Below are 13,787 nucleotides of genomic sequence, written 5' to 3' on the forward strand. Positions count from 1 at the left end.
ATCACGAATAGTATACCTTATGAAACCAGAAACTAGGTGCACCATCTATGGATAAAACGAAACTGGAAAAAGAATTAAGTAGTTATATGGGAAGGTTACTTCGTGAAAATTTTGGAAGAGGTCCTGGAGGTGTATTCACCGTCATTTCTCCTCCTTTTATAACCGTTTATTTTAAAGCCTTTTTATTACCTTTAGAAAAGGCTTTGTTAGACAAGGGACAAGTTATCTATGTTCAAAAAACACGTGATTTGTTAATGGAGACTTTAATTGACGAGATAAAAGGATATATACAATTAAATATACATTTAGATATTGAAGAATTTTATTATGATTGGAATTTAGAGCTACAGTCTGGCATGTTTACCATGATTCATTCTAATAAAGAAAACATAGCCAATCATTCCTATAAAAATCAAAAATTGCTGCATAAAGAAATTGAGGAAGTGACTCAAAAAGCAGAAAAACTCCCTCAAGGTGTTTCTTCTTATTTATTAGATCAGAGAACACTCCTTATAATCAGGGAAGGTATTATGGTAAATGTAGAGAAAGAATTAGTCCAATTAGGGTTTGAAGAAAACCTTACATTGGCTAAAAGAAATCTCGAAAAAAGGCTACTCCGTGAGCATAGTCAATCATTAGAAGTGATTTTAGATTCAAAGGTAACAGATATACTGGTCGCATGGGATTTTCATAAAGATAAAAGTACAATTCTTCTGATTTTAAATCCAACTTTATAACGGCACTGATAAGCTAGGCACTGAACTAGATGTAGGCCAAAAAGAAAGGTTATCTAACCTTTCTTTTTGGCCTATTATTTTTTTACTACTATTAAAATAAAGAAAGTGGTGATAATGATGCTATTTCAATCGGATAAAGAAAAGGAACCTTTGACTATTGACATACACACTGAAGTGGATATAGTAGAAGCCCGTCAAAAAGGGCGAATGTTCTCTAATTGCTTAGGCTTCAGCACACTCGATCAAGCCCGAATTATTACGACTATTTCAGAATTGTCCAGAAATATATATAAATATGCCACTACGGGAAAAATTATAATGGAAATAATAGAGAATCAACTTGAAATAGGACTAAAAATAATTGCTATAGATAAAGGACCAGGCATTAAAAATATTCAAAAAGCGATGGAAAGTGGCTATACAACGTCAGGAGGGTTAGGCGTTGGTTTATCAGGGGTAAAAAAATTAATGGACGAATTCACCATATCATCTCAAGAAGACCATGGCGTTAACATCGAGGTTATAAAATGGAAAAAAAGAAATAAATAAAAGAAACACAAGCTAAAATGGAAACGTTTATTTACAACAGTAGGTAAAGATTTGTATAAATTCATCAGTAGTTAGACTGAAAAATAGATTTTTTTTAAGCCCTCTTAGAGTCAAAAAATTTTAAAAAGTTTAAGAAAGAAATGACTTCCTCTTTACAAAAGGCTCCTTTATTGAATAGGAGATAGCTTCTAAAAATATCATCCCCTGATGATCCTGCTTTAGGTCTAGGATACGGTTAAGATATTTCACATGCTTGAGTTGGTACCTCCAGCATGTGCTTCTCCTCTATTAACTCCTAGCAGTAGGACAAAAATTTTTCTCCGCAGTAATCACAAGAGGCTTAGAAACATGAGAAAAAGGTGTAGAAAATTATGAGTAATTGTATTTAATCGTTAAAATAATTGATCATAATCAAGTCTCAAAAACCATAGATTCTCGAAAATTATTAATAATGATAATTGTGATATAAACAGTACAAGTATATAATTGTGTGAAAAAAGGATGGATACTATGCCAATTAATTCGTTTGAAAATTATCCGATGAGCTGGAAACCATCTGTTGATAAAACAAGAAAGCCTATTTACCAAGCTATTGCAGGCCAATTGGAAGAGGATATTATCAAGGGAGTTTTATTACCTGGAACAAAACTTCCTCCACAGAGAGAGCTAGCCGATTATTTAGATTTAAATTTGAGTACGATTTCAAAAGCATTTAAAGTGTGCGAGCTAAAGGGTTTATTAAGTGCCACTGTTGGAAGCGGTACATTCGTATCGTATGATGCGTTATCGAATGCGTATTTACTGGAAGATACCAAGCCTAGCCACTTAATTGAAATGGGCGCGACACTGCCAGACAATGATTCGTACGAACCGCTTCTCCTTCAGCTAAAAGATATGCTACAAGAGACTGATTACGAAAAGTGGTTTAGTTACGGGAGGCCAGGTGAAAGTCTTTGGCAAAAAGATGCAGCTGTAAAGCTGATGAGAAGAGGTGGGTTCAAAACAACAGTTGATCACATTTTATTTGCAAATGGAGGACAAAATGCAATTGCTGCAATACTAGCGAGTCTTTGTCAGCCTGGAGATCGCATTGGTGTTGATCATCACACTTATCCAGGTTTAAAAACGGTTGCAGCTATGCTTAGTGTACAATTAGTACCGATAAAATCAAAGAATTATGAAATGAGTCCAACTGCTTTTGAATATGCATGTAAAAATGACAATATTAAAGGCATTTACTTGATACCCGACTATCATAATCCAACTGCTTGCTGTATGTCCGTTGAAAACCGAGAAAGGCTTGCCGTGATTGCAAAAAAATATAACCAATTTATTATTGAAGATGCAACGTATCATCTCCATCATGAGCGACCAATGCCAGCAGTAGCATCATATGCACCAGAACAAGTCATCTATATTGCAAGTTTATCAAAATCAATAGCACCAGGGTTACGACTAGCATATGTAGCAGCACCTAGTCGATATAAAGAGCCTATTTCAAAGGCTCTTTATAATTTAAATATATCAGTTTCACCATTATTAGCAGAGCTAACAGCACGTATTATTGTGTCAAATCAATTTGAATCCTTAGTAGAGAATCATCGTGAACAAGCTATTCTCAGAAATCGAATTGCAAATCAATATTTAGAAAATTACACCTGTTTAGGTATGGAAACTGGTATATTTCGTTGGTTACTATTACCAGAAAAGATTACAGGTGCTAAATTTGAAACATTAGCTGCGCATCAAGGCGTACAAGTGTATGCAGCAGAACGCTTTGTAGTGGGAAACAGTTGTCCAGATAGAGCTGTAAGGATCGCTGTTTGTGCACCGAAAACGATTGGAGAGCTTGAGCGAGGATTGATTATCCTTAAACGTTTACTTAACGACTATTTATAATATTGTTTGCCATACAATTATAATATTGTATGGCTTTTTTATGCGTGTTATGATAATCCAAATCTAGTGAGAAAATTTTTAAAAATAGAATGAGTTTTCTGAAAGGAAGGTTATGATGGTAAACGAGGATCATGTAAAAGCTCTAGACAACCAATCAACTTGTTTACAAGAATATGTTAATTCACCAGAGAAACAAAAAGCTTTATATAAACGCACCTTATTTGTGGTAAGTGTTTCTCAAATCTTTGGCGGTGCGGGATTGGCAGCAGGAGTCACTGTCGGTGCACTTATTGCACAACAAATGCTTGGTACAGATGCCTATGCAGGGGTACCGACGGCTCTATTTACTTTAGGATCTGCAGGAGCTGCTTGGTTAGTAGGAAAGCTTTCTCAAAAAAAAGGGCGTCGCGCAGGACTTACGACAGGTTTTATCCTAGGGGGTGTTGGAGCGATTGGGGTTATTTTTTCTGCCATTCTTAATAGTATCTTTCTTCTGTTTCTTTCGCTCCTCGTTTATGGAGCAGGAACAGCTACTAATCTACAAGCGCGTTATGCAGGAACAGATTTAGCCAAAGTAAAACAACGAGGGACCGCTGTTAGTATGGCCATGGTTTTCACCACATTTGGAGCCGTTGCAGGCCCGAATTTAGTTGATGTGATGGGGGATTTTGCACTTTCTATTGGTGTCCCAGCACTTGCAGGACCTTTTATTCTAGCAGCAGCTGCATATATAGTAGCTGGTCTTGTATTTTATATTATGCTGCGTCCAGATCCGTTACTGATTGCCAGAGCAATAGAAGCGAATAAACACGAACGTAACACTCAAAAAAATTTAAAGAATACTGAGCAATCAACGAACAAAAAAGGAGTGGCTGTTGGGGCCACAGTTATGGTCCTTACTCAAATTGTAATGGTTGCTATAATGACCATGACACCTGTACACATGAGGCATCATGGCCACGGGCTAACTGAAGTAGGGGTTGTAATTGGATTTCATATTGGTTCTATGTATCTGCCTTCATTATTTACAGGGGTCTTAATTGATAAAATTGGACGAACGGCGATGACAATTGCTTCAGGAATTACCCTTCTTTTAGCTGGGCTGGTAGCAGCTATGGCATCAAGTGATTCAATGGTTCTTCTAGTGGTTGCTCTATCGTTACTTGGATTAGGGTGGAACTTAGGGTTAATTAGCGGTACAGCTCAAATAGTGGATGCTACAGAACCATCAACTCGTGCGAAAACACAAGGTACTATAGACGTTTTAATTGCTTTAGCGGGAGCTTCAGGAGGGGCTTTATCAGGAATGGTTGTAGCTCAATCAAGTTATGGCGTTTTATCATTAAGTGGAGGAATTCTATCTTTAGTATTAATTCCGGTTATCGTATGGGCTTATAGAGGTACAGGGGAAAATAGAGTTAAAGTAGGTCAAGGACTTTAATTTATCTGTGGTATGGAAGCCTAGCTCTCAAATAAATGATGTCACTCAAATTCACTTGGATTCTCCCACTTTCATTTTAAGCATAAACTTATTGGCAATCCATAAATTTGTTACTTTTCTTACAGACGATACGCTAACATTTCGATCACACGAAAAACCTTCTACTTACCAGAGTAGAAGGTTTTTTGATTTCAATTATTCATAAAGATTAATATTAATCGCCGGGGTGTCTATATTGTTTAAAATAGTTTTATTTTTTGTAATCCTACCTGACAAACAATCGTTCTTTTTCAAGTACACCAAAAACATACATTTATAATACATAGATTTTGATATAATCTCTGGAACATTTCTACCCGTACTAGAGGAGCAATAGAGGGGGGGAGAAAGAGGGTCCCCCTCGCTTAACTCAGTTATATAAACAAACAATCCTCATATACATTTATTGAATGGCTTCTTTAAACTTGTCACGAAATAAAACATAATTCGATAAAGAGTACATAGGAGGAAAAAACATGTTTGTTCATATAGTTCAACCGGGTGATACCCTGTCTTCAATAAGCAGCAGATATGATTACCCCATTGCGCAGCTTAGGAGAGTAAATGGGTTAGAAGAAACAAATATTGTTCCAGGTCAAGCCTTACTTATAGCTTCTTATGTGTACACAGTTCAACCGGGTGACACGATGAGGAGTATTGCTAAAAAAGCTTATGTATCTCTAGAACAATTAAAAAGGGCTAATCCTTCAGCCCATTATCATTATTTGCAGGTGGGAATGAAAATAAAAATTCCTAATATATCAGACTATATTGCAGGTACACTGGAGTATTATGCCGTTCGAAATCCAGAATTAGATCGCGATTTAATTACTGATTTTGCAACTTATTCCTCGTCCATCTCTATCTTTGAATATCATTTTGGCAGCAATGGAGATATTATGAATGATTTAAACGATTTAGTAGCGATTGAAACGACTTGGAAAAACCGAGTTACACCGTTAGTTACGATTACTAATCTAACTTCTGAAGGATTTAGTTCTGATCTTGCCCATCAAGTTTTAAATAATCCTCAGGCACGAAAAAACCTTGTCGATAATATCTTTTATTTAGTATCTAGAAAAGGATACGGCGGGGTGAATATTGATTTTGAACGTGTGAAAACCGAAGATAGAGATCTTTTTACGGGATTTTTACGTCAGCTGAGTGAACGTTTAAAACCTGCAGGGTACGTACTGACCATAGCGGTTCCAGCCAAGACAAGCGAAGATATTCCTTGGTTAAAAGGGTATGATTACGGGGGAATAGGTGCCGTTGTTAACTATATGTTCATTATGGCATATGATTGGCATCATGCAGGCAGCGAACCAGGGCCTGTTGCACCTATTACTGAAGTAAAAAGAACAATAGAATTTGCGATAAAAAGTGTTCCGCGAAGAAAACTCATCATTGGAGTCCCTTTGTATGGATATAACTGGTCAATTCCTTACAAGCCTGGCACAGTAGCATCTGCTATATCCAATCAAAATGCGATTAAAACAGCGATGAGATATCAGTCGCCCGTCCAATATTCTAAGGAGTATAAATCCCCATTTTTTCAGTATAGAGATCAAGAGGGACAGATGCATGAAGTATGGTTTGAAGATGTAAGAAGCATGAGTGAAAAAATGGTGTTAGTTCGTAAATTTGGTTTGCAAGCAATAGGAGCTTGGCAATTAACACTTGGATTTACGCCAGGGCCTTGGCTTTTAAAGAAATTTTTCACTATTAGAACGGTATAAATAGCACTAATTTTTATGAATCAATTTAAATATTTTTCAGTTAATAGTTATTCGATATACGTTATTAACAATAAAAAAATTCTATTTATAGTAACTTATAAGAAGTTGGAGGTACTGCCATGGCAAAAAGGATAGATGTCTCAATAAAGCAGCATCAATTAAAACTATATGATGGAGCTAAATTAGTAAAGGCATATCCTATTGCTGTAGGGAAAATGATCACTCCAACTCCAACTGGAAAATTTAAAATCATTAATAAAGATACTACCCCTCCAGCTGTATTTGGCCCCTTATGGATGGGACTGTCAAAACCCACATATGGAATACACGGGACTAATGATCCAGCTTCTATTGGCAGAGATATGTCACATGGATGTGTAAGAATGGACAATGAAGATATTTTAGAACTTTCCTCTGCAGTTCCTATTGGAACACCGGTGTATATACATAAATAATAGGTTAAGAAGAGTACGACTGTTTATATTCAGCTAATTGTCGAGGTCGAGGTTATCAAAGTTTGAGTAGATGCTATACAATCGTGGGTTTTTATGTAATACAAAAAAGTACCCCGATTAACAGAGGTACTTTTAGCATTTTAACTTATTTTGATGCTGGAGACGTAGTAACTTCTGGAGACGTTACTTTGTCATAAAAATCTACGAATTTGTCACGATCTTCGCTATCCCGGTAAGCCATAGCAACACGTGGATGTTCATTCAGCACACCAGAAATCATGTAAGGAATGATATACCCCCACTCCCACTTTTGACGCATTTCAAGCATATGCTTTTCAATTACTCCAAGAATCGGCTTCATCTCATAGCTTGGTTTTGGTATGTAGCTAACAAGCAGCTCTGTGTTACAGTTACCAGCTGCACGGCCCATACCATAAACAGATGAATCAAGGAATGTAACGCCATTACGCATCGCAGTTAATGTATTGGCAAAAGCTAGCTGCATGTTGTTATGCGTATGGATCCCAAGCTGTTTGCTAGGAATCATGGCTTGGAACTTTTTCACTTGATGCTCAATATCCGCAGGGTCTAGGCTTCCAAAGGAGTCAACAATATATACAACATCTACGGGGCTTTTCTTTACCATTTCAAATGCTTCAATAAGCTGATTTTCCGGTACGCTAGATAGTGCCATGATGTTAAGTGAAGTCTCATAGCCTAAATCGTGAAACATTTTTATAAGCTCTAATCCTTTATCTACTTCGCGAATATAGCATGCCACTCGAATCATATCTAACATACTTTGTTCACGCGGCAGGATGTCATTTGGATCTACACGCCCAATATCTACTAAAGCAGATAGCTTCGTGAACTTTTTCTCAGGGATAATTTCTTTGAGAAAGTTATCGTCAAGAAATCTCCATGGATTGGGCTCAGTTGCTTGAAGAAGCTTAGGTGAATTTTTATAACCAATCTCCATATATTCAACGCCGGCTGCGCTTAGGCCGTTATATAAGTCTTGCACAAACTCAACGCTAAAATCCCAATTATTAATTAAACCTCCGTCACGAATGGTACAGTCTATAATTTTGCTAGTATGTTCCATGATAGTGATTTCCTCCTATGTAGTCTATTTATGTATTATTTTAAACTTTATCGCTTTTATGCTTTTAAGCACTAAACTCTCCTACTGTGTTTATACCATGACTGATTCAAAGGCGTCAATGTATTTTCTGCATGTGTCTCTGCTTTACTGTATTTTATGGGTAGGAGATGATTCAGCTTTTTATCCGATTGATGCTCTTAAAACAACACCAAGTTCAGCAGTACAACCCCTAGTATATACAAACACAACCTTTATTACATCACTACCTACTGCAAAAAAGGTTGTTTTTTAAGTGAAACTGTTTATTAAGGAGGGAACTGCCATTAGTACCTAGGTTATAGGTTTAGAGTGCTCTATAATTAATCGATAAATTTAGGAAGAGATTTAAAACATGAGAAATAAGAGACTTTTTCCGCATTAACAGTTGTATAGGAAGTATTAGCTGTTGCTTAATCATTCTAACTTACTTGTCTTTACATCGTCCAAAATGTAAGGAATGATAAGAGTATAGAGGTAATAAACATCGCAATCAAAGGCTTTAATGCTTTTGTTCGAAGAACCCTTATACTTACATTTAACCCTAATCCGACCATAGCCATTGTTAAAAGAAAGGTAGTTAGAGTTGAAATATTATTCATGATCGTTTTAGGTATTATAAGGTGCTTACCAACGACATAACTCCCAAAAATACTCATGATTATAAAGCCTATTAAAAACCATGGGAATTCAATCTTCGTATCCTTTTCAATTTTTCCTGTTCGCTTCATCCAGTACATTAAGATAAAGCTTAATGGTACAAGTAAGAGCACTCTGCCTAACTTAGCCAACAGGCCAATAGCCAGGGCATCGCGTCCAGCCGGTGCTGCAGCTAGAGCTACATGCGCAATTTCATGGAGGCCCACGCCTGACCAAATTCCATATTGAATATTCGTTAAATGTATATAAGGTCTTAAAATGGTATACCCAATGGCAAATAGGGTTCCCACTAAAGCAATAACACCAGCTCCGATAGCTGTATCTTCTTCTTTTGCTTTTACAATTGGAGAAACAGCTGCAATAGCTGCAGCACCGCATATTCCTGTTCCTATCCCTAAAAGAAGGGATAAACCGCTATCAGCCTTCATCCATTTGGCTAGAAAAACCGTTAAAACAATCGCAAATATAGCCGTTCCCACATCGCGAAGCAACAATCCTAACCCGTGATGAATAACAACATCAATATTAAGCTTTAGTCCATATAAAACAATCGCATAGCGCAACACCTTTTTAGAAGAAAACTCAATTCCACATCTTATTTTTTCAGGGTACCCCCAAATTTGACGATAAATGACTGCTATTATAATTGAACAGGCTAGTGGACCAATATGATCGAATCCCGGGACTTTCGCTAATCCATAAGCAAGTAAAGCAAAAAGAAAAGTAAAAGCAATTCCTCCAGCCCACAAAAAAACATTCGGTGACATCTGGACATTTATTCGCGAGAATAGATTTTGTTTGTGAGCTTTATTTATATTTATCATACCTTTCATCTCCAATATAGATTTTTATCAAGCAAAGTTTCACACAAGAAATATGTACTTTAACTATAAAAGACAGTTTATTATTAGTAAAATATAGATAAATCATAACTATAATTAAAAATATTAATAATAGACACAACAAAGCAGCAACTTGATTTTCAATGACTCTGAAGATCAAGCTGCTGCTTTTATTGGTTTTTATTCTTTAATACCCGCTTTTATATTTAAAGCATCGTCCATAGACTACTAATTTCACAGCCAAAATGAAAATATATATTCTTATGAGAGAGAGGCAGCCTTGCTAGTTGCTAAACCTTTTTTGCGTCTATACCATAGCAATATCAAACTGCCTAATACGCAAAGGAAAGACACTAATTGAGCTATTCTGATATGAGAAGTTAGCATTAAGCTATCCGTACGCAATCCCTCTATGAAAAATCTTCCTATCGAATACCATAGTAGGTAAGTAAGAAAGACTTCGCCTCTTTTTAACAAGGATTTTCTTAGTACGATTAGGACAAGAACACCTATGATGTTCCAAAGTGATTCATAGAGGAACGTAGGATGATAATAAGTTCCATTGATATACATTTGATTAACAATAAAATCTGGTAAATGTAAAGCTTCTAAGAACTGCCGTGTAACAGGTCCGCCATGTGCTTCTTGATTCATGAAGTTTCCCCACCGGCCAATAGCTTGGCCTAATAATAAGCTAGGAGCTAAAACATCAGCCATTTTCCAAAAAGAAAGATTCTTTTTTCTGCAAAACCATATAGCTGTTAATACAGATCCAATAATTCCACCGTGAATAGCTATGCCTCCATGCCAAATTGCGATAATTTCACTCGGGTGTTCTTTATAATAACTCCATTCAAAAAGTACGTAGTAAATTCGAGCTGTAATGATAGCAATGGGGAGTGCTAGCAGAAGTAAATCAGAGATGGTTTCTGAAGAGATACCTCGTTTCTTTCCTTCTTTCGAGGCTAACAAAAAGCCTAAGAAAGCTCCTATCCCTATGATAATTCCATACCAATGGACCTCAAGTGGGCCAAGGTGGAAGGCGATAGGGTTTAAAGGTTGTGTGTGTTGGTTCATGTTTTTTCTCCTTTACTTCATATCGGTTTTCTTACATTTTTTAGAGTAATATTAAATTAGAGTGCCTTTTTAGTATATCTAATTAAATAAAGAAAGGACAACTTTTGCTTACGAACGTCCACTACTTCTTTGCCTACTTTAGTGTAACAGAATAGTCTCCTTAGAATTGTCAAAATTAAAATAGACAGTACATTGACTTAATTACCAAAATACACTATTCTTGTTTTAGACAACATACTGTCTAAAATGGAGTGTGAATATGAATATTTATAAAGAGCTTTTTTTAATGCAGCAAACTTACGCTACTTTATTTTCTCTGGCAAATAAAGTCCAGGTGAAAGGAGATCAATCTCTTGAGCTCTTAACATCAAGACAGCATATGGCGATGGTGGCAATTGCTCATTTACCTGAAGATGAAACAACGTTAAATAATATTTCCAGAAAATTAGGAACTACAAAACAAAGCGTCAAACAGTTAATTACCATTATGGAAAAGAAGGGGTATATTGACGTGGTTCCTAGCAGTAAAGACAAGCGTGCAGTTAACGTAAAAATTACAACAGCGGGAAAAGAGGCACTGCTTGTTGTTTCAGAAAAAGGAATCTTCTTTTTAGAAGAACTTTTTAACAAGTTTTCAACCGAAGAGCTGGAAATAATGTGGAAGCTTTTAAAGAAACTTTATAGCTTTGATGGGGAAGAACATGACGGATTTGAAGAAGAAGGCAACATAAAAATGGATGAAGATCACAATGAATTACAGTTGAGAGTGATAAGGGAGCTTGAAAGTCGCAGAGTTCAAGCAATTAATAATATAAAAAAGAACATATAAAAATAAATCTGATAGGCTCATTTATCTTAAAGCATATCGATCAATTCTTTTAACAATTTTTAAATGAAGGGTGAGGGAGAGCACTCATTATGTTCGAAATCAGCGATGAAACAGTACGATTAATTAACAAGACCTGCAAAGGAAAAAAGCATTTGAAATTAACCGTTGGCTACTTAACGGACAGCCAATGTGTTATCAAAATTTATAATGAAAGCGGTGAAATTGACTCATCCAAAAAATATCATTATGAAATTGGTTCTATTACCAAGACTTTCACTATATCACTGCTATCAAAATACATATCTGAAAACAAGTTGACACTAAACGATTCTATACAAAAGTACATAAAAGAACTTAAGGAAGACATGCATTATCCTACATTGCTCCGCCTCGCTACTCACTCTTCTGGATATTCAGGAAGCTTACCTTTAAATAAACGGGAATATTTTAAAATAATTTTAGGTTTGATTTTTGGCGGAAGTGATTTGAACAAAGATAATCCGTTGCATATGGATTTTAATAAAATGAAGATGCTAATCGAAAGTAATAAATTGAAAGAAGTAGATTATTCATGGAAATATTCCAATTTCGGCATCTCACTTATTGGATACGTGTTGGGAACGGTATCGGGCAGGGGATATTGGGATACTATGAATGACTTTTTTCATAATGAGCTTGGACTAAAGAATACTTGTTTAGGCGCTTCAAACAATAATCTACATGGCTATGACCGCAAAAATAATGATTGCGGCAACTGGCAGTGGGACAAAGAAAACTTTATATCACCTGCAGGGGCAGTATCCTCAACCGCTGACGATTTACTTAAATACGCAAAAATAAATATGGACGAAGATAAACCATATTTGTCTTTTTGTCATAAAAAACACGGTAATGGAACAAAGAAGTTTGATATGGGGCTTGGGTGGTTGCTTTTAAAGAAAAACAATAATGTGATATTACACGGCGGTGGAACTGGATGCTTCAGCTCATTTTTAGGGATTGATAAAGAAAAGAAAGTTGCTTCCGTCGTTTTGGCTAATTATAGACTAGGCAGAAATAATGATGAACATATAGGGATGGCTTTATTAGAAAGCCTGCAAAAGTCAAAAGAGATATAAGAAGGGTCTACAAAAGTGATGAGAATTAATCGATAAAGTTATTGAGACGCCTTCTTAACTAGAAGATAATTTGAAAGGCTATCGCCGAATATAACAGATCTTCAAGAAACGTAGATACCGCTTCTTTTTTTGATGAAACCGTGCTATTATCATTAAGGTTTGTAAGGAACAGAAGATTTTTGTCTTTCCGTACATTCTTTTGGTATAGTGTTAGAAATAAGGAGTGGGTAAGTTGGCTTTTACTGAATTTTTTCAGCAGTTTCCCGTAAAGGTTTTAACGGTAGGGCTGCTGATTGTACTTATCGTTTATTTTATTCGCAAATTCATTAAGCTTTTCTTTGATAAAACGAGCTTTTTAGATGAAAAACGAGAAGAGACGCTCATGCACTTTTCTAATCAGGTCACAAGAGTATTGGGGCTGACTTTTTTCTTTATTTATGTGCTTAGCCATTTCTTTGACTTCGGAAAGATTCTCACTAGTTCGGTAGTGTTGGCCAGTGCCTTGGCAATAATCCTTCAGCATATCATCCGTGATTATATAATGGGACTGACTTACTTGTTTGAACGCCAGATCCACCACGGAGATTATGTTATTCTCAACGGAAATCGTCAAGGGAAAATAGAAGAAATTACGATGCGCTACTTAAAGATTCGCCAGTATGACGGCTACCTCTATACCGTCTCATATAGCAACATTACAGAACTTCAGAACGGAACCCGAGGAAGACGCCGGGTAAATGAAAGTCTTATTCTCAACTATAGACAAAACCCGGACGATGCTTTCAAAGTAATGGAGCAGGTAGCACAAACATGTAACGAGAAATATGGCCAATATTTGCTGAAAGATGTGAATGGAATTCCTATAGAAAGTTTTCAATTCAATCAAATTACTGAACTGAACGTAGGTTTTAAAGGTCATCAATATTCATTATCAGGCCTTGTGAAGGAAGCTGATTTTGTTGAAGCGAGCCAAAAGGTGCGATATGAACTCGCAATGGCTGCCTACAAAAATGACCTAATGATGGCTGAAAGCTTCGAGACAAGCCATTAAAAATAAAACTCGTACCTTGTTTATATACAAGCTTTTATATTTAAGATACAAACACCCTTGTGATTTTTCAAAAGGGTGTTTTTTATTTTTAAAAATATCTATTAAGTACTTCTCCAGTAAAGATTAATTATCTGAAACAGAACAAATTAATTAGTACATCTAAATTATTCTTCTAGTGACATGGTAAAATTAAACAAAGAACGTAAAAAG

The 13,787-nt window shown here is 36.0% G+C and carries 12 protein-coding genes; 9 read left to right on the top strand and 3 right to left on the bottom strand.

Annotated elements, in window-relative coordinates; genetic code table 11:
• The first annotated feature begins 47 nt into the window (after positions 1-47).
• From ACOZIR_RS18065 to ACOZIR_RS18090, 6 genes are all read left to right on the top strand, one after another.
• On the top strand, positions 48-737 hold the full coding sequence (locus ACOZIR_RS18065; protein WP_045289777.1) for a Na-translocating system protein MpsC family protein: 690 nt from the start codon (positions 48-50) through the stop codon (positions 735-737).
• A 117-nt stretch (positions 738-854) separates the two neighbouring features.
• Positions 855-1,286, top strand: a complete 432-nt coding sequence (locus tag ACOZIR_RS18070) for an ATP-binding protein (protein ID WP_045289775.1) — start codon at positions 855-857, stop codon at positions 1,284-1,286.
• A 510-nt stretch (positions 1,287-1,796) separates the two neighbouring features.
• On the top strand, positions 1,797-3,185 hold the full coding sequence (locus ACOZIR_RS18075) for a PLP-dependent aminotransferase family protein (RefSeq protein ID WP_045289773.1): 1,389 nt from the start codon (positions 1,797-1,799) through the stop codon (positions 3,183-3,185).
• Between the two features lie 112 nt (positions 3,186-3,297).
• Positions 3,298-4,626, top strand: a complete 1,329-nt coding sequence (locus tag ACOZIR_RS18080) for an MFS transporter (protein WP_421535727.1) — start codon at positions 3,298-3,300, stop codon at positions 4,624-4,626.
• 515 nt (positions 4,627-5,141) lie between these two features.
• The gene (locus ACOZIR_RS18085; RefSeq protein ID WP_045289769.1) at positions 5,142-6,404 is read left to right on the top strand and encodes a glycoside hydrolase family 18 protein; all 1,263 of its coding nucleotides are present in this window, start codon (positions 5,142-5,144) and stop codon (positions 6,402-6,404) included.
• 119 nt (positions 6,405-6,523) lie between these two features.
• Positions 6,524-6,859, top strand: a complete 336-nt coding sequence (locus ACOZIR_RS18090) for a L,D-transpeptidase (protein ID WP_045289767.1) — start codon at positions 6,524-6,526, stop codon at positions 6,857-6,859.
• A 145-nt stretch (positions 6,860-7,004) separates the two neighbouring features.
• On the opposite strand, the gene ACOZIR_RS18095 is transcribed toward ACOZIR_RS18090, so the two are convergent.
• From ACOZIR_RS18095 to lgt, 3 genes are all read right to left on the bottom strand, one after another.
• Entirely contained in the window at positions 7,005-7,964 is a 960-nt protein-coding gene (locus ACOZIR_RS18095) for an aldolase catalytic domain-containing protein (protein ID WP_310878078.1), read from the bottom strand.
• A 473-nt stretch (positions 7,965-8,437) separates the two neighbouring features.
• Positions 8,438-9,484, bottom strand: a complete 1,047-nt coding sequence (locus tag ACOZIR_RS18100) for a YeiH family protein (protein ID WP_421535728.1) — start codon at positions 9,482-9,484, stop codon at positions 8,438-8,440.
• Between the two features lie 279 nt (positions 9,485-9,763).
• Complete coding sequence (gene lgt, locus ACOZIR_RS18105; protein WP_421535729.1) at positions 9,764-10,579, bottom strand: prolipoprotein diacylglyceryl transferase; 816 nt, start codon at positions 10,577-10,579, stop codon at positions 9,764-9,766.
• Positions 10,580-10,838: 259 nt separating this feature from the next.
• Between lgt and ACOZIR_RS18110 the strand changes: the two genes are divergently transcribed.
• The 3 genes from ACOZIR_RS18110 (at position 10,839) to ACOZIR_RS18120 (ending at position 13,577) form a co-directional block, all read left to right on the top strand.
• The gene (locus ACOZIR_RS18110; RefSeq protein WP_045289761.1) at positions 10,839-11,408 is read left to right on the top strand and encodes a MarR family winged helix-turn-helix transcriptional regulator; all 570 of its coding nucleotides are present in this window, start codon (positions 10,839-10,841) and stop codon (positions 11,406-11,408) included.
• 89 nt (positions 11,409-11,497) lie between these two features.
• On the top strand, positions 11,498-12,526 hold the full coding sequence (locus tag ACOZIR_RS18115) for a serine hydrolase domain-containing protein (RefSeq protein ID WP_421535730.1): 1,029 nt from the start codon (positions 11,498-11,500) through the stop codon (positions 12,524-12,526).
• 223 nt (positions 12,527-12,749) lie between these two features.
• A complete protein-coding gene (locus ACOZIR_RS18120; protein ID WP_328121366.1) occupies positions 12,750-13,577 on the top strand; it encodes a mechanosensitive ion channel family protein in 828 nt (275 codons plus the stop codon).
• Positions 13,578-13,787 lie beyond the last annotated feature (210 nt).

The organism is Priestia sp. D3YE.R1 (assembly GCF_049199565.1).
GTDB lineage: Bacteria > Bacillota > Bacilli > Bacillales > Bacillaceae_H > Priestia > Priestia aryabhattai.

Excerpts from the sequence above, each read along its gene's own strand:
- ACOZIR_RS18065 (WP_045289777.1), top strand. The coding sequence starts at position 48 with ATGGATAAAACGAAACTGGAAAAAGAATTAAGTAGTTATATGGGAAGG.
- ACOZIR_RS18070 (WP_045289775.1), top strand. The coding sequence starts at position 855 with ATGCTATTTCAATCGGATAAAGAAAAGGAACCTTTGACTATTGACATA.
- ACOZIR_RS18075 (WP_045289773.1), top strand. The coding sequence starts at position 1,797 with ATGCCAATTAATTCGTTTGAAAATTATCCGATGAGCTGGAAACCATCT.
- ACOZIR_RS18080 (WP_421535727.1), top strand. The coding sequence starts at position 3,298 with ATGATGGTAAACGAGGATCATGTAAAAGCTCTAGACAACCAATCAACT.
- ACOZIR_RS18085 (WP_045289769.1), top strand. The coding sequence starts at position 5,142 with ATGTTTGTTCATATAGTTCAACCGGGTGATACCCTGTCTTCAATAAGC.
- ACOZIR_RS18090 (WP_045289767.1), top strand. The coding sequence starts at position 6,524 with ATGGCAAAAAGGATAGATGTCTCAATAAAGCAGCATCAATTAAAACTA.
- ACOZIR_RS18095 (WP_310878078.1), bottom strand. The coding sequence starts at position 7,964 with ATGGAACATACTAGCAAAATTATAGACTGTACCATTCGTGACGGAGGT.
- ACOZIR_RS18100 (WP_421535728.1), bottom strand. The coding sequence starts at position 9,484 with ATGATAAATATAAATAAAGCTCACAAACAAAATCTATTCTCGCGAATA.
- lgt (WP_421535729.1), bottom strand. The coding sequence starts at position 10,579 with ATGAACCAACACACACAACCTTTAAACCCTATCGCCTTCCACCTTGGC.
- ACOZIR_RS18110 (WP_045289761.1), top strand. The coding sequence starts at position 10,839 with ATGAATATTTATAAAGAGCTTTTTTTAATGCAGCAAACTTACGCTACT.
- ACOZIR_RS18115 (WP_421535730.1), top strand. The coding sequence starts at position 11,498 with ATGTTCGAAATCAGCGATGAAACAGTACGATTAATTAACAAGACCTGC.